Origin of the sequence: Solimonas sp. K1W22B-7, from assembly GCF_003428335.1 — a bacterium.
GTDB lineage: Bacteria > Pseudomonadota > Gammaproteobacteria > Nevskiales > Nevskiaceae > Solimonas_A.
This window is the reverse complement of record NZ_CP031704.1, coordinates 996,136-1,019,472: the sequence shown is the minus strand read 5'-3', so window position 1 is coordinate 1,019,472 and position 23,337 is coordinate 996,136. Positions and strand designations below refer to the sequence as shown.

Sequence of the window (23,337 nt, the reverse complement as noted above, 5' to 3'; positions counted from 1 at the left end):
CGTACAGATGTCAGTAACAGCAATTTATTTCGAGCCATATCGGTTCTTGGTTGACCTCAGTGCAGCTTACCTTCTGTGTAGCGGACCGTGCCATCCTCCATGCGCCGCCACGTGCGCACAGCTCCAAAGCCCTCGCTAGTAATGGCATCAATGTCATAAACAGTGAGCGACTTCAATTCGGCTGCGGTCACCGCTTGCTTCATGGAATCCAAGCAATAATCACATACTCCGGGCAGTTTGGTACCAGACGTCCGCACTGTCATATACATATCCTGCCCTTGTGTAACGCCCACCCGGGCAGCCTGATGGATATTTCCAACTTCAGCGTGCATATCGCCTATATATGCGTTGGGATTTCTTGTATCAACCAAGTCTCTAACCAAACTCTGACCATCTTCCAGCAGTGGTTGCGAACGCGCCGCGGGGTTGACATCGGTGAATCTCCTTCCCCCAACACTGCTTTCGGCTACGACAGTAACAGGACCCAGCGCACCCGGAGGGGTGGTACCCATCAGTGGATGCGGACGCTGTAGCTCGGCGGCATGTAAATCGGCCTTTAGAAGCTGATACTGGAAAGAGTCAGCAGCACCCGCAGAAAAAATGGGGTCAGCCCCCATTTTGGTTGCCAACGCCGCCCTTGGCCCGTTTCCAATGGTATCAATAGAGAAGCTTGTCCCTCCAAAGATTTCATCCGTCTTTCTAGAGAGCATCCCATCTAACAAACGAACTCCATCCTGTCCTGCACTTACCAACCCACGCTTGATCGCCACGCCGCCGAAAGGCGCCGATGCCACCCCTGCAAATGAATATCCCGCGCTGATACCCCATCCGATAGGATCGGCATCCCATAGATAGTCAAGCTTCTCAAAATAATTCGATGCGGCAGCAACGTGTTCGTCGTACGAAGAGGTAACGAAATTCACAAAGTTAGCCGCCCCCTCCCCGTATCGGCTATAGCCGTCTTCCCATATTCCCGTGTTGAAAGTGTGTCTATCACCAATGTGCAACAAGGCTTGAGTAGCGGCGTTTGGCACTTCATAAGGAAAAGTGAAAATTCCATCGAGAACAAATTTTTCCGCCCCTGCAAACAAGCCGAAGAATCTATTGGCTCCTGCATGGCTGGAGGCTGGGATATATTCGTAATCAGCATCTTCGCCACGATATTCTTGAATTTCTGCTTCAACTTTTTCACGGTGTTCCTGCCCCATTCGTAGCCTTTCCTTGGCCACGAGATCCTGCCGGGATTGCGGAATGGGAGAAATGGGGTCAGACCTCATATCCGCAGCAGCTTTGGCAAGCTTGGCGTCCTGCCAGGCTTTGGCTATTGCGACCCTCGTGCTGCTATCCGCCTCGCGATACGCGTCCGGTACTTCGATGCCCGCCAGCTCTTCGGCGCTCAGCAGATTGATAGTCTTGCCAGCACGTAACTGGTGCGGACTATCCATTCCATTGGCGATAGCCAGTTTCATCAGTAGATCAGGGTCTGAGAAGCCGCTCACGGCGGACAGCGTGTCGCCGTTTTTGACCGTGTAGGCCCGTGGCTGAGGGACTTTCTCAGCAGAACTGGTGGCAGGCCCAAAATTTTGTCCAGACGCTCCTGCCGCAGACGGGCCTAGAGTCTCTACTTCCACCTCAAGTGCCGGTGCGCGACCCTCGGTTGCCGGTGTGGAAACCACAATTTCGCCCTGGACGAACTTCATCGCGTCCCGATGCGAATAGCCCTCCTCCGCCATGGAATCGTACGCCGCACGATCGTCGGCGCTGAGTGCATCTACTTGCGCTTGGTTCCGCCAATCTTGCGTTTTCTCCCCAAGGGCGTTGCCCAAGACGTTGCCGAAGGCATCCGCCGCGATGTTCAACACATCGATCTTGCCCTTTCCTGCCAAGGTAACCTGTACGCTCCTGCTGACAAGGCCTGACACGGTACCGCCAACGAAGTCCCGGACGAAGGCATTAGGAATGTTTTCGCTGTTGATCCCGAGCTTGTCGTTGAGCTTGCCGCCCACGCCTGACATGACGACGCTCGCGGCCAGGCTGGACCAGCTGAACTTGTCCTGTTGCTTGAGCGCGATGCTGACGCCCTGGCCGACGACGCTGTTCAGCGCGCCCCGAGCCATGCCGGCATAGCTCAATGGGCCGATACCGCCCTGCGGGACATTGCTCAGCAGCGGACCGCCGAGCCCCTTCGTCAAACCAGCAGTCAACCCGCCGACCACTGCCGCGCGGCCAACCGCACTCCACGAGAAGCTGTCCTGCAGCCCAACCGCCATCGCGGTCAACTGACTCGCCACGCTGCCAGCTGCAGCGCCAACTGCGCCTGCGGCCGCGGCGGCCCAAAAACCCATTCCCTCAGTCACCAGGCCCAGCGCAATCGGACACCAGATCGACACCACCACCGCAACGATCACCACGATCGCGGCCAACAACCCCCCACACTTCTTCTTCGGCGGCTTGGGCGTCGGCTGCAGGCTGCCGATGGCCTCGCCCGGGTTGTAGGGCTTGAAGGTCTTGTCGTTGTTGTGGACGTTGGTGACCCGGTTCGGGATCTCCAGGGCCATGCCCTCGACCACCTCGGCACTGCTGCTCAGGCCGTTGGCGTCGGCGATCAGGTACCAGAGGCTGGCGTCGCCCCACACGGCCGCGGCGATGCTCTCCAGGCTTTCGCCGTCCTGCGTGGCGATGTACTGGCTGGGCGCTGACGCGGGGTAGTACTCGGAGATCGGCTGGTAGTTGTACTCGTAGGTGGGGCCCAGCAGCGTACCGCCGGATGCCAGGAGCTGACCGTTGCCAAAAAAGTAGTATTGGTACTTGTCGCTGGCATCCTTGCGGTGGACGATGCGGCCATCCGACAGGACCTGGTAGGTACGCGTAGCGCCATAGTCGTCGACGAGCTTGGTCAAGTTGCCGTCGTTGTTATAGGTGTTGGTGATCGTACCCTTCAGGGTAGTGCCCTTCCAGCGCTTGATCACCGACTCCTTGTAGGAATCGAACCTGAGGTAAGGATCATAGACGTACCTGGTGGCAGTCACGCCCGGGGCATGCGTCTCGTAACGGAGGACGTTGCCCTCCTTGTCGTACCAGCCCTGCTGATTGGCATTGGTGGCAAGCGCCATGTTGTAGGCGTCGCCCGTGGTGTTTGCACCATACGCCACCACGGAGTCTTTCGTCTTGCCTATCAGTTCGTAGTGGCTGACCCAGGCCTCGGGGTCGAAATACGTTTCCTGCTGGTGCTCCTTCCAGGTCTCCTGCTGAATCTGCCAGCCGTTGGCGTTGTACGACATCTGCCGATACGAGTACTCGATCAACGGCGCTTCGGCGGTCGGCTGCGCACCGTCGAATACCTTGACCATACCTCCGGTTTCGAAGAAGACCGCATACTCGGTATACCGGGTCATGCGACCCGCTCCGTCATACTGCCTGGAGTCGGCCTTTGCGGTCAGGTTCGACGCCGGAACGGCGCCACTGTTGAGCTTCCCGTACCAGGTTTCGGCAAGGCGATTGGCGGCGTCATACTTGTATTCGTAGTAGTGCCACTTGTTGTTGCCACGATACTGATACGCCGTCTTCCGGTTTCCGGCAGCGTCGTAGGCCAGCTGGGTGCCCTGGTTCGTGGTGACCTTGATGACACCCGTGGAGCCGTCGCCCTCGGCCAGGAGCATGCGGTTGCTGTTGTCGTAGACGAACCAGTTGTCGCGAGAGTTGGTCTCGTACGAACGCTTGATCACTGTGGTGCCGATCTTGATCCGGTTACCCACCGCGTCGTAGATGGTGTTCTGCACCAGATCGGTCTGGGGTTCATTGACGTCCAGCAGCACGTTGGCGTCGGTATAAACGACGCGATTCTGGCTGTCGTACTGCAGGTTGGTGGTACGGGTCTGCCATGTGGGCGTGGAGGGTCGAGGGTCCAGGGTGGACGCATATTCCCAGGTGCGGTTGCCGGCAATGTCGTACTGGAAGCGCTCAACGCTTCCGCCGCCGGTATCGTCGATCTGCTTCAACCAGCCGTTCTGGTAGTAGCTATAGCTGATGGTGGTGCTGACTGAGGTGGGAAATTGATTGCGCGTAACGAACTGCGTCGACAGGCGCATCTGGCCATCGTAACTGTAGGTGACGAGGCCGCCAGAGAGATCGGTGTGGTTGAGCACCTTGCCGAAATAGTTGTAAGTCCAGGCCTTGCCGTTCTGGTTGGCGTCAGTCTCCAGTGTCTTGTTGCCTAAGGTGTCGTACTGGTAGTCGGTGGAGAAGCTGGCGTCCCCCAGGGCATAGCTCAGCGGCGTCATGTGCTTCACGATCTGGCCGCGGGCATCGAAGCGATCTCGCGTGACCTCACCCGCCGCATTGGTGTTTTTGATGCGGTTGCCGGACTCGTCGTAGTCGTACAGGTCGTAGAAGGGCACCGCCAGCGGGTTGCTGGAAGGTCCTTTTACCTCAAGCTTGCGCACCTGGTTCAGGCGGTCATAGTTGGACTCCAGCAGATTGCCGTTGGCATCCTGGCTGACGATCTCGTTACCAAAGGCGTCGTACCAGTGGCGCTTGGCGAAACCATAGGCATCGTACTCGGCGACTATCTGCCCTGCCTTGTCGTAGGACGTGGCGCTGACGTTGCCGCGGGCGTCCTTCACGGCGATCTGGCGACCGGCCGGGTCGTAGTAGACGTAGGTTTCGGGGGTGTAGTTGTTGGTGACGGTGGTGCCGGACAGGATGACGTTGACCGCCGGCAACTTCTCGTAGATGACCTTGTCGAGGTGGTTGTAGCGGTACTCGGTGGTGTAGCTGCGCGCGTCCGTGACCGTCAGGGCATTGCCCCAGCGATCGAAGGTCTGGGCCATGGTGGGAGTCACCGTGGCGCCGGCTGCGTTGTAGTCCAGGATCAGCGAAGGATCGGTCCGCAGCGTGACGCGGCCGAGAGCATCGCGTTGATACTCGGTCACCTGGGTCGGCGTGCCGCTTCCCGGTACGGGCACTTCGGTGCGCACCACCTGGCCCAGCAGGTCATAGCGATAAACCCCGATTGCACCGCCTTCGGAGTTGCTTTGCCGGACGCGCCCGGCACCGTCGTAAATGTAGTACTCCTCGTAGCCGTCTTCCACGCCCTTGGAGACCATCTCGCCGAAGGCGTTGTACTGCATCTTGATACTGCGGAGGCTGCCATCGAGCTGATAGCTGGTCGCTTTCTCGCGGCCCAGACGATCGTAGGTGCTGGCATCGGTCCGCTGCGAGAAGCTGGTACCGCCCAGCACATCGGTTTGCCAGTTCCAGTTCTTGGTCAGCGCACCATAGGCGTTGTAGCTGGAGTACTCGCTGAAGCCGTTGGCGTCGACGGACTCGATCACGCGACCGAGCGCGTCGTGGCGCCACTCGGCGACCTGGTCGTTGATGGAATCGGTGCCCGTGTCGTTGGCGCGGCGGGTCTCGAGCACGCGGTTGCCCAGGGAATCGTAGTCATACTCGATCACCGGGGTGTGGAACGAGACCACGCCGGAGAGCGCCGCGTTGGAGCGATACGGCAGCAGCGTCCGCACCAGGCGGCCCAGCTTGTCGTACTCATTGGTCGTGGTGGCGCCAGTGGCGTCGGTAGAGAGCACGACGTTGCCAAGCACGTCATAGCCGACTCGGCTTTGCCTCACGTCCGCATAGGTATCGGGCGGCGCGGAGACGGTGCTGAAGATGCTGGTCCGCGGGCGGACCAGCCATTGCTCGGTCTGCCGATCCAGCCGGTCGTAGACGTAGCGGGTGATGCGGTCGTAGCCCTTGGCGTTGTTGGCCGAGGGGTCCAATGCCGCTGGCGGGGTGAAGCTGGCGAAGTCCGGCAACGAGGTCGGCACGGTCGTCAGGGCATTGGCGTATTCCTGGCGGCGCGTGACCCGCCCGTAGGCGTCGAAGTCCTGCTTGGTGTAGTACCCCATCGGGTCTACCTGGTGGACCTGGTTGCCGTTCTTGTCGTAGCCGAAATACGTGGTCACCCAGTCGGCGGGACCGTTGCGGCTGGAACGCTGGCTGGTCAGATCGTCGAAGCGGTTGTAGCCATACTCGGTGGTCGGCGCCGCCCGGGCGACGGTATCGGTGTTGACGTTGTAGTACTCGGTCTGCGGCTGGACCGTGCGAGTCTTGCGACCGAGCTTGTCGTACTCCGTGGTGATCGTACGGCTCGCCGCGGGGGTCAGGCCGGTCACGAACGTGCTGGTGAACGGCCTGGCGATGTCACCCGGCGTCTTCAGGGTCACCGACAGCGAGGGCGTCGCATTGAGCGTCTGGTGCGTGAACTCGAGGCGGAACTGGTGCCTGCCCGTGGCCAGCGAGATGCTCAGCGTGGCCGCAGAGGAGAGCATCAGCACGCCGTCGATGTAGAGCCGGACCCCATCGTTCGAGGTAATGGCGAACTCGTGCACGCCTGCCTGCGTGACCTCCCAACTGCCTTCCCAGATCGCGGAGAAGCCATCCGTGCCCATGCCGCTGATCGGCTCGTCGGGCACCCCGAAGTAGAGGCCGGACTCGATACGCTGGTACTGCGCCCCCGAGAAGTCGCTGTTGGAATAGTAGGTCGCCACCAGGCCCGTGGCCTGCCCGCCCGCCAGGGCCAGGCTCGCAGCCCAGACCTGCGCGGCCAGCACTGCATTCCTCTGGGCATCGGAGTCCGCGGCGAGCGGATCAGCCGCCAGCTCCCGCCCCCTCAAAGAGGTCAAGGTTACGTCTGGAATTTCCTCGTCGATCGGGCGGCTGTACCGGGTGTTGCGCGTCGCGGCACCAAAGGCGTCGTACTCATACTCGGTGACATAGCGCTCTTCGTCGATCTCGCGGATGACGCGGCCGAGCAGGTCGTAGACCTTGTAGCTGTAGTTTCCTGCCTGGTCACGGCTGGCCACGGCGCGACCCAGCGCGTCATGGAAGACCTGAGTCTGCAAGGCCGAGACGGTCTCGTTGCGGCCATAGACGCCGCCGCCGGTGTTGGAGACGCCTACGTTGGGATGAACCGTACGAATCTGCCGCCCCAGGGCATCGTACTTGAACTCGGTCTTGCGCTGCTCGGCGGAGCCGAAAGCCTCGGTGCGGGCGATGACGTTGCCGAGCTTGTCGTAGTCGATCTGGGTGGTGACGCGCGTGCTGACATCTTCCAGGCGGGACCGGAAGAATTTGCTGGCGGGGATGTTCAGCGGATCGGCCATCCCAGGCCCCTTCCAGGAGAGGACCAACCGTGCACCACCCGCGACGTCGAAGTACTCCAGGACGATGCGGTGACGGCCAGCCGACAGGTTGATCGTCTGCCAGGCCGTGTCCAGCGCCCAACCCTGCTCGTTCCACTCGCCGACGACCAGCTTGCCGTCGATGTACAGGCGGTAGCCGACATCAGAGGCGGCGTAGAAGGTGTAGTCACCGGTTGCATCCACCTGTATTTCACCGCTCATGCGCGCACTGAAGCTGTCGGCGCCGATGCCAGCGATGGGCGAACCCGCCCAGTTGAAATCGACCGGGCCGATCCAGTCGGCGGTGACCGCAGGGCCAGTGAAGTCGCTATTGTCGTAGTAGGTGACTCTGAGGCCCTGCTGGTCGGTCTTGCGGGTGCTGACGGTGGTTTCCGGGGCGTACTCCCTGGTCAGGCGCCCGGCTGCGTCATAGCCATAGTCCCAGGCATCGCCCTTCTTGTTGATCAGCTTGGTGCGGTTGCCGAGTTCGTTGTACTCGTAGCGCTCGATGCCGCCTTCGGCATCGGTGGTGGATATGACGTTGCCGAGGCTGTCGTAGACATACTGCGTGCGCTGGCCTACGTCGAGGCCTTCGGACAGGTTGTCGATGTAGGTAATGGCCGCCGGGGGGTTGGACGTGCCCGTCGAAAGCACGCCCATGCGCGCCTTGTCCCAATTGGCGGTCTGCGTGAAGCTGTAGCCCGCGGAGCGCGACTCGCCCTTCTTGTACACCCAGATCGTGGCACCCGTGGCGGTCACTGCGGTCTCGACGACATAGACCGTGTTCGCGCTCACGGCTCCCAGCTCGACATCCTCGTAGGTGGCTCCGGTCGAGACTGCATAGACCTTGCCGTTGAGGAACCTGGCATACAGCGCACGGGAGGCGCTGACGCTGGAGTCGTTCGAGATGCCCGCATAGAACCCCGTGGAGGCGCTGAACGTGGTGGTCTGGACTTCGGCCCGATAAATCCGGGCTGCCGTGTTGGCCGCGGGGGCCGTGGTGTACTGACCGTACACCGTGGGGCCCGTGCCGGCGCTGGAGTTCACCGTCATCCGCAGACGGCCATCGACCAGGTCCAGGGCGCCGGTGCCCGGCGTCAGCGTCAGGCCGGCAGTATCGACGGAGAAGTCCTGGGACCCGGTCGCCACGGACGGCAGCAGGTTGGCGATATCCAGCGCCCTGGGCGCGGCGGCCAGGCTGGCGTGGTTGAGCGCGGTGCCATGCCGGATGGTTTCGCTGACGCGGCCCGCGACGTCGTAACGCGTCTGTGTCACGTAGCCGACGGCGTCGATGTCGTAGACCTTGCGGCCGGCACCGTCGTAGACCATGCGCGTGCGACGCGCTTCCACGTTGGTGTCGGCCAGCGCGCGGTACTCGGCCATGTTGTCGAAGTAAGCCCTCTCGCCCACGCTGCCGGCAACCGGGGTGAGCAGCAGCCTGGCGGCCGCGGTGGTCCAGGTGCCGGTGAAGACATGGCTGAAGCCGCTGCTGCGGGGGTAGCCCTTCTTGTAGATGTTGATGCGGCTGGCGGTGGCGGTGATGTCCACCTCCACCTCGTAGGCCACACCGAGTTCGACAGTGCCGAGCACGGTTTCCACGACAGATCCGGAACCGGCGTAGGTCCGCACGCTGAGCGTGTTCCCGGTCACCATGGCCAGGTGATACCTGCCGCCGTTGCCCAGGGCGCCGAACTGGAAGAAACCAGTTCCGGTGGGGCTGGTCACGGTCAGCTCGCCGCCGATGATCAGGCGGTCGGCGGCCGAGATGTTGTTGACCGGCCCGTCCGCGGAACTGACGGCGGCACCGGCGGCGGCGGTCATGACCATCTGGCCGGCCGACTGGACGATGCCGGTGCCGCTCAGGGTGAGAGCGCCGTTGCCGCTGGCGAAATCGCTGCTGCGGATCGCGGTGACCAGCGCGTAGCGCACCTGGTCCGGCGTCATCACGTCCGGCAGGCCGGTGATGTCGATCGGCTGCGCGTAGCGCAGCGTGTCGATCATGCGGCCTTCCTTGTCGTAGCGGAACTCGGTGATCTGGTTCAGCGCGTCGATCTGGTAAGCCAGCCGCCCGCCGGCATCGTAGACCTGGCTGGTGACGCGGCGTTCCTGCAGCTGGGCGGGGGTATGGGCGGCCGTGACGGCGGCCGCGACGGACGCGGGCGTCAGCGGACCGCCAGCGACGTCCAGACTTACCGGCCGCGAAAAGCTTTGAGTCTCGACCACGCGGCCGGCGCCGTCGTAGCGCGATTCGGTGACGTAGCCCATGGCGTCGACCCTGTAGACCTGGCGACCGGCCTGGTCGTAAGCGTAGCGCTCGCGGCTGTTCAGGGGCGAGAGATCGCTGACGATGCGGGTCTCGCTGATGTCGTCGATGTAGGCCTTTTCACCCAGGGCACCCGACGAGGCCAGGGTCTCCGCACGCAGCTTGGCGCTGGTCCAGTTGGCCGCCATGTCGTCGGTGTAGCCGCTGCTGCGCGGTTCGCCGCTCTTGTAGACGTACAGACGGCTCCCGCCGACACCCACCTCCACTTCCACCACGTAGGTCGCCCCGGCTTCAAGAGCGCCCAGGTCCACGAACTGGGCCGGATCGCTGCCGACCCTGCGATAGGCAAAGATGCGGCCGTTGGAGAACGAGGCGGAATGCGCGTTGTTGCCCAGTGCGCCCAGCATGAAAGCGCCCGTTCCGTTGGCAAGAACCCGCATCGTGCCGCGGATTGCGAGATTCTCGGTACCGACGATGCTGCGCGCCGTGGCACCATCCACGGCACCTCCCGCTGTGGTGCTGCTGGTCAGCTCGAGCCGGCCATTCTGGCGGACGATGACGCCGTTGGCATTGGTCAGGCTGAGCCCGTTGCTGTTGCTGTCCAGGTTGTTGGACAGCAACGCTGCGGCGATGGCCGCGCGCCGGGCGGCATCCGCCGTGGTCGGCGGCGGGACGAGGCTGCGCTCGGCATAGCGCAGGGTTTCCGAAAGCTGCCCGAAGCTGCCGTAGCGGTACTCGGTGAGGCCACCTTCCGGGTCGATGTCATGGGTCTTGCGGCCAGCCTCGTCGTAGACGTAGCTCCAGACCTTGAGATTGGCGTCCTTCCTGGAAACGAGGTTGCCGGCCTTGTCGTAGGCGTACTCGGTCTTGATCTGCAGGCTACCCAGGGGGTCCACGGTCTCGCTGCCGAGCCGCCCTGCCACGTCGTAGACATATTCGGTATAGCGCGGCACGCCGGAGTAGGTCCAGCTGCCATTGGTCAGCGTGGCCAGCAGGCCCTCGCTGGCAGTGCGCCGTTCGCCGTAGGCGGTATAGGTGTAGACCGTGGCGATCTTCTTGCCCGCGGTGTCGGCGATCTGGGCCAGGACGCGGCCTTCGCCATCGAAGACCCGCTCAGTAACGACGTTCAGCGAATCGATCTCGCGGTACTGGTTGCCGAACGCGTCGTACTCGTAGCGGGTGGTCTTGTTGAGATAGGCCTGGCCGGTGACGGACGAGGTGCCGGAGCCGGCATCGACGATGCGGCTCAGCTGATTGCCGTTGGCGTCGTAGGTGAAGTCGGTACGAACGCCGGCACGGTCGGTGGTCGAGGTGAGGCGGCCTTCCTTGTCGTAGCTGTTGAGGGTGATGAAGGCATTGGGGTCGGTGACCTTGTTCAGGCGGCCGGCGCCGTCGTAGTCATAGACGGTGACGTCGGGCGCGGCGTTCTGGGCGGTGGCCAGGGCGGTGGTCACTGCAGCCATGGTCAGCAGGGACCCGGGAGTCGGCAGGCCGATGGGCGCGGTATAGCGCCGGGTCTCCTTCAGCAGGCCGTCGGCGCGGTAGCGGGATTCGGTGACGTAGCCCAGCTCGTCGATGCTGTAGACCTCGCGGCCGGCGCCGTCGTAGGCCTTGCGCGCCATGCGGTCGGCGATGTTCTGCACCGAGGGAACATACTCGGCGAGATTGTCGACGTAGGCGCGCTGGCCGGCGCTCGTGGACGTGGACGTCGTCTGTACCCGCGTCCGCGCCGTGGTCCAGGTTGCGGTGAGCGCGTCGGTCCAGCCGCTGGTGCGCGGCTGCCCCTTCTTGTAGATGTTGAGCTGGCTACCGCTGGCGGTGACCTCCACCTCCACCACGTAGGTCACGCCGAACTCGGCGGCGCCCAGATCCACCGCCGAGCTGTTGCTGCCGTTGTAGCGATACGCCTTGATGCGGCCTGCACTGAAGCTGGCCAGGTGAGCACGGGTACCGCCCGTCTGCTCCGCGCCCAGGTAGTAGGTGCCCGCCGTGGTGCTATCCATGAGGATTTCACCGCGGAACACCACCTTTCCACTCGCCGCAAGGTTGTGGTCCCGCGTGCCATACGCCATCGCATGGGTATCGGATGCAACCGTCTGTGTGGTCAATACCAGGCGGCCCGCGGCGGCGTCATGTACCAGCGCGGTCTGGCTGAGGGTGATGTCCAGACCAGAGGTGCCCGTGGTCAGCGCACTGCTCCACAGCCGTGTGGCAACCGCGTAGCGGACCAGGTCCATGGTCATCTGCTCCGGCATGCCGGAGAGGTCCAGGGACTCGGCATGCCGCATGGCGATCACTGCGTTGCCTGTCGCGTCGTAGCGATATTCGACCAGCCCCCCCCGCGGATCGATTTCGTAGATTCTGCGATTGCCGCCGTCGTAGACGTAGCGCCAGATGTTGCCGTTGGCATCCTTCCTGGACGCAAGGCTTCCGTTCTTGTCGTAGCCGTACTCGGTCTTGATCGGCGCGGCGCCGGAGGGATCGATGGTCTCGCTGCCCAGGCGCCCGGCGGCATCGTAGACGTAGCGGGTCACCCGCGGCGATGGCGCGGTGGCCGGCGGATTGGCAGCCGTCACGAGCGTCGCGACGGCATCAGCCGTTGGCGCGGTCCCGAGGGACGCCAGGTTGATCGGGCTGATCGGGTTGGCGTAGCGGCGGGTCTCCCGGACACGGTCGCCGGCGTCGTAGGCGTACTGTGTCACCGCACCCGTCGCATCGATCTGGAAGACCTTGCGGCCCTCCTTGTCGTAAGCGCTGCGCTCGCGAACGAGCAGTGCCGAGGTATCGTCGATGACGCGCGACTCGCCGGGGATGTCGAGGTACGCCAGCTGGTCGACACCGCTACTGCTGGACATCACATCGACCTGCAGGCTGGCGCTGGTCCAGGTAGCCGCCAAGGTGTTGCTATAGCCGGTGCTACGCGCAAACCCGGACTTGTAGATGTACAGGGTACTGCTGGTCGGCGTGACCTCAACCTCGACGATATACGTGGCGCCGGCCTCGATCGCGCCCAGATCGACCATCTGGACCGAACCACCCCCGGTATAGCGCGCCGCAAGGATGCGTCCGCCGCCAAAGCTGGCAGCATGGATATTGCCGCCCTTCGCGCCCACCATGAAATTCCCGGTGGAACCCGCCGGAATCTGGATGGAGCTGCGGATGCTGAGCTTGTTGCCGGCGGTGACCGCCCGCGGCGTCGGATCGAAGGCACTGCGGGTTGGCGCGGTCGTGGAACGGCTGATCAGCGTCAGGCGGCCAGACTCGTGCACGAAGGCATCGCCGCCATACGTCAGCAGGTCCAGCCCGCTGGTATTGGTCGCGAGGTCGTTGTACCAGAGCGTGGTGTGTGCTGCGTGCCGAACATTGTCAGGTGTCAGCACTGAAGGCAGCGTAATGTACTCGGCGTACTTCAGGGTATCGGTGAGCCGGCCCCAACTGTCGTAGCGGTATTCGACGACTGCGCCCAGGGGGTCGATGTCGAAGGCCTTGAGGCCGACTTCGTCGTAAACGTAGTTCCAGACCTTGTTGGTGGCGTCGGTCTTGCGGATGACATTGCCGAGCTTGTCATAGCCGTATTGCGTGAGCAGGTTGAGATACGCCACCCCGGTCGCCGGATTGGTGCCACTGCCGGAGTCGACCGTCTCGCTGATCAGCCGCCCGGCCTTGTCGTAGGCATACAGCGTGATGCGGAGTGGGGCTGCGCTGGTATTCCAGGCCCCTGTGCTGCCGGTGGCCTGGATGCCTTCGGCAACGGTTTTTCGATTTCCGAGGCCGTCGTAGGTGTAGAGGGTGGCACTCTTCTTGTCGGCCGTATCGACAACCAGGGTCGTCAGACGCCCGATGGCGTCGTAGATTTTCTCGGTCACCACGCCGCGAGGGTCGGTCACCTTGGTCTGGTTGCCGGCAACGTCGTACTCGTAGCTGGTCAGAAGATTGAGGTATGGCTGGGTCGTGATCGGGTTGGTACCCGCACCCTGGTCAACGGTCTGGGTCTTCAGGCGACCGGCGGCGTCGTAGGCATAAGTGGTGCGGATGCCGTTCCTGTCGATGCTGGAGGTCAGCCGGCCGACGCTGTCGTAGCCGTTCTGGGTGTAGAAAGTGTTGGCGTCGGTCGCCTTGGTGAGGCGCCCCGCCTTGTCGAAGACGTAACTGTCGACCTGATCGGGGCTGTCGAGGGGCGCGGGCTGCAGCAGGGCCGCCACGTCAGCGGGTGTGGTCACCACGGCGCTGGATGTCAGCGTTACAGCCGTGGCATAGCGCGTGGTCCTGGTGATGCGGCCGGCAGCGTCGTACTCGGTCTTGGTAACGTAGTTCTGGCTGTCGATCTGGTAGGCGAGGCGGCCATCGCGGTCGTATACGTTGCGCTCGTGCCGGTCCGGCGCGTACGCGTCGCTGAACATCCGGGTTTCGGAGAGGTTGTCGACGTAGGCTTTCTGGTCTGCGGCGGAGGCCGCGGAGTTCACCTGTATGCGGTTGCGTACGGAGGTCCAGCTTGCCACGAGGGTGTCGTTGAAGCCGCTGCTGCGCGGCTGTCCCTTCTTGTAGATATAAAGCTGGCTACCACCGGCAGTGACCTCCACCTCCACCACGTAGGTCACGCCGAATTCGGCGGCACCCATATCTATGCGGCCGTTTGTGACGCCGTCGTTTCGATAGATCTTGATGCGGCCGTTGGTGATCTCTGCAAGGTGTGTCCGGCCACCACCGGCCTGCTGGTCCGCGCCGAAGTAGTAACTGCCCGGCGTGGAGCTATCCATCAGCAGCTCGGCCCGCAACAACACACCCCCCTGAGCGGCGAGATTGTGAACGCGGGGACCATAAGCCACCACACCGGCTCCGGAGCCCGGCTGCGTCGTCAGCACCAGGCGCTGCCCCAGGTAGTCATGCGCCAGCACGGTCTGCGCGGAGGGGATACCCAGGTCACCGGCGACGGATACGTCACTGTTCCACAGTCGCGCACCGTAGCGCAGCATGTCGGCGGTGACCTGGCTCGGCATGCCCGCGAGGTCCACCCGGTCGGCACGACGGACGGTCTCGGTCAGCCGCCCGACTTCGTCGTATCGGTATTCGGTCACCCCGCCGAGCGGATCGACGTCGTGCGTCCTGCGATTCAGCTCGTCGTAGACGTAGCGCCAGATATTGCCGTTCGGGTCCTTCTTCGAAACCAGATTGTTGTTCTTGTCGTAGGTGTATTCCGTGGTGAGCTGCAGCGCACCACCGGCGGGATCAACGATCTCCGTGATCAGGCGGCCCGCCTTGTCATACACCCTGTCGGTCGTGCGCAGCGGCGGGGCAGTCAGGTTCCATGCACCGCTGGTGCCGGAAGCCGGGATGCCTTCCTTCACCGTCAGCTTGTACCCGACGGCGGCGGCGGAATACACGTATGCGTAGGTGGTTGCGAGCTTCAGACCCGCGACGTCGGCAATGACGGCCGTGACCTGACCCTGCTTGTCGAACAGCGTCTCGGTAACGACGCCGCTGGCGTCGGTGGTCCGGATGGATTGCCCGAAAGCATCGTACTCGTAGCTCGTTACCAGATTGAGCGCATTGGCCTTGGTGATCGGCGTGCTGCTGCCCGGAGGGGTGTAGCTGGACGGGTCCACCGTGCGGGTCGCGATGCGACCTGCGTCGTCATAGGTGTAGCTGGTACGGATACCGTTCTTGTCCACCGTGGCAGCCACGCGGCCGCCGGCGTCATACTCGGTCTTGTCGATGAAATTGTTGGGGTCGTTGACCTGGATCAGCTGCCCATCACGGTCGTAGCTGTAGATGCTGGTTTCCCACACCGCGTTGTTGAGCAGCTCGGTCTTGACCTGCACCCCATGCCGGTCGTAGGTCTTGCGCGTACTCACGCCCTCAGGCGTGACGACGGTGATGACCCTTCCGACGGCATCGTAGCTGTAAGTGGTGACCTGGCCGAGCTTGTCCGCCTGGGTCAGCACGCGATTGAAGGCATCGTAGGTGGTAACGGTGCCCTGGTTCAGGGGATCGCTCGTCTGGACCACGCGGCCCAGGCCGTCGTACTCGGTCTTCCACAGCCGGCCAAGTCCGTCGGTCTTCGAGGTGACGCGGCCGAAGGCGTCGTAGCCCAAGGTCTCGCCGATGGCCAGGCCCGTGCTGTCCACAACGGAGCCGGTCTGCTGGCCGCGATGGTCATAGGACCAGGTATCGGTGCGGCGGCTGAAATTGCCGCCCGTGCGGCCAACGTCGCTGATCCGGGTGGCAAGCTGGCCGAAAGAGTTGTAGGTCTGATCGATCACGAACGCCAGCGGATCGGTCTTCTTCTTCAGCAGGCCGCGCTTGTTGTAGTCCAGGTCGGTGACGCGGTTGTTGGTGTCCAGCGGCGCCAGACGGGCTGCCAGGGTGCTGTCGGTGTCGGCTCCGCCGGTCAGGCCGCTGACAGAAATCCGCTGGGCATGCTGGGTGGCCTTGTCCACCTCGCCGAAGGCGGTATAGGTGGTCTCCGCGACTTCACCCGCCGCGTTGACGGCAAAGCGCAGGCGGCCAGCGCCATCGTAGTAGTAGAGCGTGGTCTTGCCATTCGGGTCGGTGGCGCGGATGCGTCGGCCGGCGGTGTCGTAGGCGTACGTCGTGGCGTACTGTGTCCAGATCGCCTCGCGCTCGGCCACGGTAGCGGTCGTCGGCAGGCTCAGCAGCAGGTAACTGCCGACGCCCCCCAGTTCACGCTGGACCCTTCCCGCCGCGTCGTACTCGCGCGTGGTGCTGCGCCGCTCCGGTAGGCTGGCGGAGAACGTTACGTCGGCCGCCAGCGTGGTGCGCTCCAGCTGGCCGGACTTGGCGTGATAGTCGTAGACGGTGGTGGTCACCAACGTGTAGGTGTCCGCGTCGGACGCATTGATGTAGTAGTAGTACTGGTACTCGTTGACGATCCGGTTCAAGGCATCGTAGTAGTAGACGACACGAGTGAAGTAGAACCGGACTTCCATCTGCGGAGTGGCCAGCGCCTGGTTGCGGGCTTCCGTCCGGTAATCCGCCACCGTCTTGGCGGCGCCGTAGACCACCGGCTTGCTGTAGCGCCGCTCGTCGTTCCTGTTGCCAGCGCGGTCGTAGAGATACTCGCTGAAGTAGCCCTGCGGGTCGATCGCACCGATGAGCCGGCCAATGCCGTCGTAAATCAGGTAGCTGGTCTGGTTCTTCGCCGCCACCAGGGCCGGTGCAGCCAGCGCCAGGATCTTCAGGTCGGCGAAGCCGCGTGTGTCGGTCACGCCGACGCCAGAAATCTGCTGCGCGTAGGCTACCTGCCTGACCAGATGGCCAGCGTCGTCATACTCGCGCTCGACGAGATAGCCCTCGGCATCGAGCGTGCCGAGCAGAAGACCATCCTTGTCGTAGAAACTGCGGCCGACACGATTGGCCGCGTCGTCACGATTGGCGACCAGCAGACGGTCGGCGCGGATGGCGCTCCAGCTGGTGGCGCTGGCCGGCAGGACGTTGTCATAGGCAATCGTTGCCACCACGCGCCCGGCACCGTCGTAGACCATCTCGGTGACGAAACGCTCGGCATCGGTCGGAGCACCGTCAACCAGATAGACCAGCTGACCGGTGGGGTTGTAGACCCTCTCCGTGGTGCGGTCGTTGCTCGTATCCACCACCCTGACACCCGTCGTGGCGAGCGTGAAGGCCACCGGCTCGCCGTTGCCATCGACCAGCGCCGCGGTGACGCGGTTGGCGTAGCGGATGGTCTTGAGCGGCTGCCCGGCAAGGTTGTAGGTGAACTCCGTCAGGGCATTGTCTGCACTGATCTCGGCGATCTTCCAGCCGCGCTCGTCATAAAGGTAATGCGTCCTGCCACCCGCGGCGTCGGTCGCCATGCGCAGGCGACCGTTGCTGTCATAGTCGTAGGCCGTGGTCTGGGTGGCGATGTCGGCGCCAGACTGAACCGTCTGGACCAGGTCGCCGGCCTTGTCGAAGACACTACTGCTGGTCAGGCCATTCTGCGCGGTGATGACGACCGTGTTGCTGGCGTCCTGGTAGTCGGTAACGGTGGTCCGCCCGGCGCCATCGGTCAGGGAGATGACACGCCCCAGGCCGTCGTAGAGATAGCTGGTGATGTCGGCCTGGGCCGCGTTGATCTGGGTCTGGCGGGTGTGGATGCTGAGATTGTCGATGTAGCCGGTGGCGCCGCTCTTGGTCGGGCCGGCTGCGGTGTACATGTGCCACTTGAAGTTGTTCCAGCCGGCGGCCACGCCGTTGGCGATGGTGCGAATGTCCTGGAAAGCGACGCCAGCCTCGTCGCGGCTCTTGCCACGCTCGTAGACATAGAGCTTGGAGACGGTGTCGGTCCCCACCAGGCTGGTGACCACTTCGATGACGTAGGTGGTGTTGTCCTTGGCGGCACCCAGCAGGGCGCTCTGGGTGCTGCCGCCGCTGGTGCTCAGGACCTTGATCTGGTTGCCCTCGAACAGGGCCAGGTGGCGCCGGTAGTCGGGGTCGGTGGCAGACGCCACGTTGTTGCTGATGCCGATCGCGACTTCGCGCCCGGCGCTGCTGGCGCCGGTGGTGAACTCGGCACGGAAGGCCCAGGTCGTGGAACTGGTGTAGGCATAAAGAGTGCTGCCCGACATCACCGGCTGGCTGACGGCGGCGTCGTTCTTGTTGGTGACCCGCAACTGGCCGTTGAAGTAGTCCCAGTATCCGGCCAGGGTGCCGATCAAGCCGCCGGCCGTATCGCTGAAGGAACTCAGCGAGGTATTCAGCTGCAGCGTTTCCAGCAGCTCGCCGCTACGCCCATAAACGAAGTAGGTTGTGGCCTGGTTTCCTGCGCCGTTGCCTGCTGCATCGACGGTGGGGTAGCGGTTGACGGAGGCAAGGGAACCGCGGAAATCGTAGTAGTAAGCCGTCAGTTCCTGCTTGGTTTTGTCGGCCAGCGCCGTGACCCATGCGGCCAAGTCGGTTTCCGCAAAGGCCGTGGCGGTATAGGAGCTGGAGCTATACCGGCGTACCTGGGCGCGCGTGCCGTTGGTGTTGTAGCGATACTCAGTGACCCTGCCCTCGGACGAAATCTCGAAGCGCAGGTGCTGCTCGGAGTCGTAGGCATAGCGGGTGGTCACGGGGTTGGACGCCAGCAGCGCGCCGGCACCATCCGGATCGGGCGTCAGGTACACCGTCTCGGTCAGCTGCTGGTTGGCGCTGTCGTAGCTGCGCTCCACCGTGTTGCCACCCTGGTCGACGATCTTGATCAGGTTGCCGCCGCTGTACGTGTAGTTCGTGCTGCGGTTCGAGCCGTTCTCGTAAAGGGTGATGACCTGGCTGACGTTGCCGTCGGCGTCATACAGGTACTGGGTCGTGCTGCGAGCGCTCGCGCCGCTGACCAGCGGGGCTTCCACCTTGGTCAGGCGGCTTTGGCCGTCGTAGGTGTAGGTGGTGACATAGCCCAGCGTGTCGGTAACGCTGGTCTGGGTGGCGCTGAGATAGCTGAACGTCAGCGTGCGGTTGGGCTCGGTGCCGCCGGTGACGGTGGTGAGGGTCTGCACACGACCGGCGTAGGTGCCGCTGGCGACGTAGCCGACATTGAGTCGGGCAGTCTCGATCAGCGCGCCGCCCACCGTGCTCTTGCGGCCCTGTACCAGGCCGGTGATGCGGTTGGAACTGCTGCTCTCGTACTCGTACTTGGTGAAGAAGATCTGGGTGTCGCTGTCGCGCACCGTGTCGTCGGCATTCCCCAGATCCACCTCGACGCTGTTCAGCCGGGTGAGGCTGCCCTGGGTCTCGTAGACGTAGCGGACGCGGATCGCCTGCTGGCCGTTGCTGCTGGTCTGGATCGAGGTGAGGTTGTTGTTGGCGTCGTAGGCCAGCGTGGTGACCTGGCCGGAGGCGTCGGTGACGCTGGTCAGCAGGCTGCCGGTGTAGCCGTAGGTCTGGGTATTGCCGTCCGCATCCTTGGCGTTGACCAGCCGGCCGTTGGCGTCATAGGTCTCGGTGGCGCGGCTGCTGCCCTCGGTATAGATCCAGGTGCCGTTGGCCTGGCGGGCCAGGGTGTCGTGCGCGCCGGAGCCGTCGGTGCTCTGCCACAGGTCGGTGCCGACGTTGACGAACGTGGCCTGGTGGCCGTCGTCGTTGATCCTGACGACGCTGGCGGTGCCGCCCGCCGCGGGCAGGGGCGCCACCAGCCGGCGGCTGCCGAACAGGGTCCAGCCGTCGTTGTTGCCCCCGTCCATCAGCCCGAGGCTGTTGTAGGTGCGCATCGCGGCCAGGTCCAGACCCAGCGACGCCAGGTAGTCGTCCTGCCCCTGGATCACCAGGTTGCCGGTGGCGGCGTTGACGTAGGCCTGGTCCCGGCCCTGCCCGATCTGGCCCTTGCCAGTGCTGCCGAAGCCGTTGAGCTGGCTCAGCGAGGAATTGAACAGCCCAAGGCCAGTACCGCCGACGATTGCGACCATGTGTTTTCTTTGAACCTGCGTGGATCTGGGGGCCGTGAATCCAGCCCGCTCCCCGCCTAATCCGAAGAAAACGGCAAAGTGTTTAGTCGAAAATCGATGTTTTTTACTATGTTACTAATATTAAAAGAATTTTTGTTTTCACGATTGGCCAAAAATGCCGGGGGAAGGCATAGGCAAGCCATCCCGGGCTGCCCTTGCGGCAGCCCGGTGGCGTGAAAAAAGGGAGTCGGCCGATAAGCCGGGTTCTGTCGAATCCTTGCGGACCCGAGGCAACCATTCCTCTACGCGACGCGTCACCGCGGCGCTTTAGCAGCCTACCCGGATGGCGCGCGGGCCGCGCGTTGCAGCCTTGCGGCTACGTCCATCCCTATTTGGCCTTGCTTCCGGTGGGGTTTACCGTGCCGTTGCCGTTGCCGGCCCCGCGGTGCGCTCTTACCGCACCGTTTCACCCTTGCCTGTGCCCTTGCGGGCCATCGGCGGTCTGTTCTCTGTGGCACTTTCCGTCGGCTCACGCCGCCCAGGCATTACCTGGCACCTCGCCCTATGAAGCCCGGACTTTCCTCCCCCGCTTTCGCGGCGGCGATTGCCTGGCCGGCTCCCGCGCGCATTATCCGCCCCGGGCGCCGGGTTTGCACATGACTGCAGCGCCAGCGGACGCCACAATGCAGGTCTTTGACGGGAGCCAGACATGCCCAGATACGAAGTCCGCCTGGCGGAGACGGTCAACGCCCCGCTGTCCGAGGTGTTTGATTTCTTCGCCGACCACGAGCGTTTCACTACCCTGTTCGGCAGCCACTGCATGCGCATCCGCGAGGGCGAGCTGGAAGCCAACGGCATCGGCTCGGTGCGCCGCATCGGCTCCGGCCGCAGCAGCTTCGACGAAACCATCGTCGCCTTCGAGCCGAACCGCCGCATCGACTACCAGGTCACCCGCGGCAGCCCGATCAAGAACCACCTCGGCCAGATCCTGTTCACGTCCGACAACGGCCGCACGCAGATCGACTACGTGATCCGCTTCGACCCGAAGATCCCCTGCACCGGCAAGCTGCTGGTACTGGTCCTGCGCGCCATGTGGAAGCGCAACGCGCCGCAGGCACTCAAGGGGCTGGAACGCGCTTGAGCACCACGCCGCGGCGGGTGCTGTCGCACACCTGCTCCAACACCGAGATCATCTGCGCGCTGGGCTGTGCCGACCGCATCATCGCGATCGACACCGACTCCGACTACCCGCCTGAGATCGTCGCACCCCTGGTCAAGCTGGGCCGCGACCTGGACCTGGACGTGGAAGCCGCCATCGCGCTGCAGCCGGACCTGGTGCTGACCTCGCTGACCGTGCCCGGCCACGAGCGCATCGTCGAGGCCCTGCAGGCCGCCGGCCTGCGCTGCATCGTGATCGACCCGCTGAGCCTCGACGACGTGTTCGACAGCATCCGCGTGATCGCCGAAGCGCTGGGCGTGCCCGAGCGCGGCGCGGAGTTGATCGCGCAGATGCAGGCCGCAATGCCGCCGGTGGCCCCGGCTGCCGATGCGCCGCGCGTGCTGGTGGAATGGTGGCCCAAGCCGGTGATCGGCGCCGCGCGCCGCTCCTGGGTGCACGACCTGATCGAACGCGCCGGCGGCCACAACCTGCTGGCCGATGCCGACCTGAAGAGCGCCACGCTGGACGTCGCCGAGGCGCAGCGCCTGGCGCCGGACGTCGTCGTGATGTCCTGGTGCGGCGTGAAGGAAGAGAAGTACCGCGCCGAGGTGGTGCTGCGGCGCGAGGGCTGGGAAAGCGTGCCCGCCGTGCGCGACCAGCGCGTGTACCCCATCACCGAAGCCTTCCTCGGCCGGCCCGGCCCGCGGCTGGTCGAGGGCTATCGTGCGCTGCGGCGGCTGATCGGCTGAAGCTGCGGCAGCAGGAGGCTGGAAGGATGACGGCGGTTTGTTTGCCGCAACTGGCCAAGGGAAACCCGACCGGGTCGCGAGCAAGCTCGCTCCTACGAACCGGGCAAAGGGCAGGCAGTTGCACGGGCGCGGTACGTCCCTCGATACACCGCTACGCGGCACTCGGGATGAACGGTTCGGTTGGTGATCAACGAAAAACCCGGCTTCACTGCGCGAAACCAGATTATGGAGACGCAGAGGCGGCTACTTGATCAGGATCAGCGTGCCCAAGCCCAGGAACAGGAAGAATCCCATCACATCGGTGAAGGTCGTGACCACCACGCTGCCGGCGAGCGCCGGGTCCAGCTTCAGGCGTCGCAGGATCACTGGCACGAAGACGCCGGCAGTGGCGGCGCAGGCGAGATTCAGGACCAATGCCAGGCCGATCACGAAGGACAGGGCGGGACTCCTGAACCAGAACAGCACCACCAGCGCGATCACCAGGCCCCACAGCAGGCCGTTGATCAGCGCCACCGCGATCTCCTTCTTGAACAGCGCGCCGGTGTTGCCGCTGCCCACCTGGCCCAGGGCCAGGCCGCGCACCATCAGGGCGACGATCTGGTTGGCGGTGATGCCGCCCATGCTGGCGACGATCGGCATCAGCACGGCCAGCGCCACCACCTCGCTGATGGTGGCCTCGAACATGCCGACCACGCGCGAGGCGATGCAGGCGGTGAACAGGTTGATGCCCAGCCACAGCGCGCGGCGGCGCGCGGCGCTGCGCACGGGGGCGAAGAGGTCTTCCTCTTCATTCAAGCCGGCCATCGCCATCATGTTGTGATCGGCCTCGGCGCGGATCACGTCGACCACGTCGTCGACCGTGATGCGGCCCAGCAGGATGCCCTTCTCGTTGACCACCGGAGCGGACACCAGGTCGGCGTTCTCGAAGCGCTGCGCCACCTCGCGGTCCGACAGTGTGTCGAGGAAGGGCTCGCGCTCGTGCTCCATCACCGCCTGCACCAGCGAGTCCGGATCGCGCGTCAGGATCTTGTCCAGCGGCAGGGTGCCGAGATAGGCGCCGTAGCGGTCCACCACGAACAGCGCGTCGGTATGCGGCGGCAGTTCGCCGCGCAGGCGCAGGTAGCGCTGCACCACGTCCAGCGACACGTCCGGGCGCACCGTCACGGTGTCGGTGTTCATCAGGCCGCCGGCGGTGTCCGGCTCGTAGGCCAGCACCGATTCGAGGCGCGCGCGGTCGTCGGCGTCCAGCGCCTTGAGCACCTGCTGCGTCACCGTCTCGGGCAGATGCTCGACGAAGTCGGCGAGGTCGTCGATGTCGAGTTCCTCGGCGGCGGCCACCAGTTCGGCGGTGTCCATCTCGCGCATCAGGCCCTCGCGCACCTCGTCGGCCAGGTGCAGCAGCACCTCGCCGTCATCCTCGCGATCCACCATCTCCCAGACGACGTTGCGCTCCTGCGTCGGCAGCGACTGCAGCAGGCTGGCGATCTCGGCGGGATTGAGCGCCTGCAGCGAGCGCTTCACCGGCAGCAGGCGGCCGCCTTCCAGCGCCTCGCGGAGGCGCCTCAGGTGGGCCTGGCTGCGGGTCTGTTCGGCCATCGGACCTTGT

Annotated in this window: 4 protein-coding genes and 1 other RNA gene; 2 read left to right on the top strand and 3 right to left on the bottom strand. The window is 64.0% G+C overall.

What is annotated here, in order from left to right:
* Positions 1 to 56 precede the first annotated feature (56 nt).
* Complete coding sequence (locus D0B54_RS04850; protein ID WP_117289716.1) at positions 57 to 19,844, bottom strand: PA14 domain-containing protein; 19,788 nt, start codon at positions 19,842 to 19,844, stop codon at positions 57 to 59.
* Positions 19,845 to 20,062: 218 nt separating this feature from the next.
* Positions 20,063 to 20,443, bottom strand: an RNA gene (gene rnpB / locus D0B54_RS04845) — RNase P RNA component class A.
* Between the two features lie 89 nt (positions 20,444 to 20,532).
* Here rnpB and D0B54_RS04840 point away from each other — a divergent pair.
* On the top strand, positions 20,533 to 20,964 hold the full coding sequence (locus D0B54_RS04840; RefSeq protein WP_117289714.1) for an SRPBCC family protein: 432 nt from the start codon (positions 20,533 to 20,535) through the stop codon (positions 20,962 to 20,964).
* Positions 20,961 to 21,731 carry an ABC transporter substrate-binding protein gene (locus D0B54_RS04835; RefSeq protein ID WP_117289712.1) on the top strand — a complete coding sequence of 257 codons (771 nt, stop codon included), beginning with the start codon at positions 20,961 to 20,963 and terminating at the stop codon, positions 21,729 to 21,731. The genes D0B54_RS04840 and D0B54_RS04835 overlap by 4 nt, the downstream gene beginning before the upstream one ends.
* Positions 21,732 to 21,974: 243 nt before the next feature.
* Here D0B54_RS04835 and mgtE read toward each other — a convergent pair whose 3' ends face one another.
* The gene (gene mgtE, locus D0B54_RS04830) at positions 21,975 to 23,327 is read right to left on the bottom strand and encodes a magnesium transporter (protein WP_117289710.1); all 1,353 of its coding nucleotides are present in this window, start codon (positions 23,325 to 23,327) and stop codon (positions 21,975 to 21,977) included.
* Positions 23,328 to 23,337 lie beyond the last annotated feature (10 nt).

Coding starts and splice junctions, on each gene's coding strand:
- D0B54_RS04840 (WP_117289714.1), top strand. CDS start 20,533: ATGCCCAGATACGAAGTCCGCCTGGCGGAGACGGTCAACGCCCCGCTG.
- mgtE (WP_117289710.1), bottom strand. CDS start 23,327: ATGGCCGAACAGACCCGCAGCCAGGCCCACCTGAGGCGCCTCCGCGAG.
- D0B54_RS04850 (WP_117289716.1), bottom strand. CDS start 19,844: ATGGTCGCAATCGTCGGCGGTACTGGCCTTGGGCTGTTCAATTCCTCG.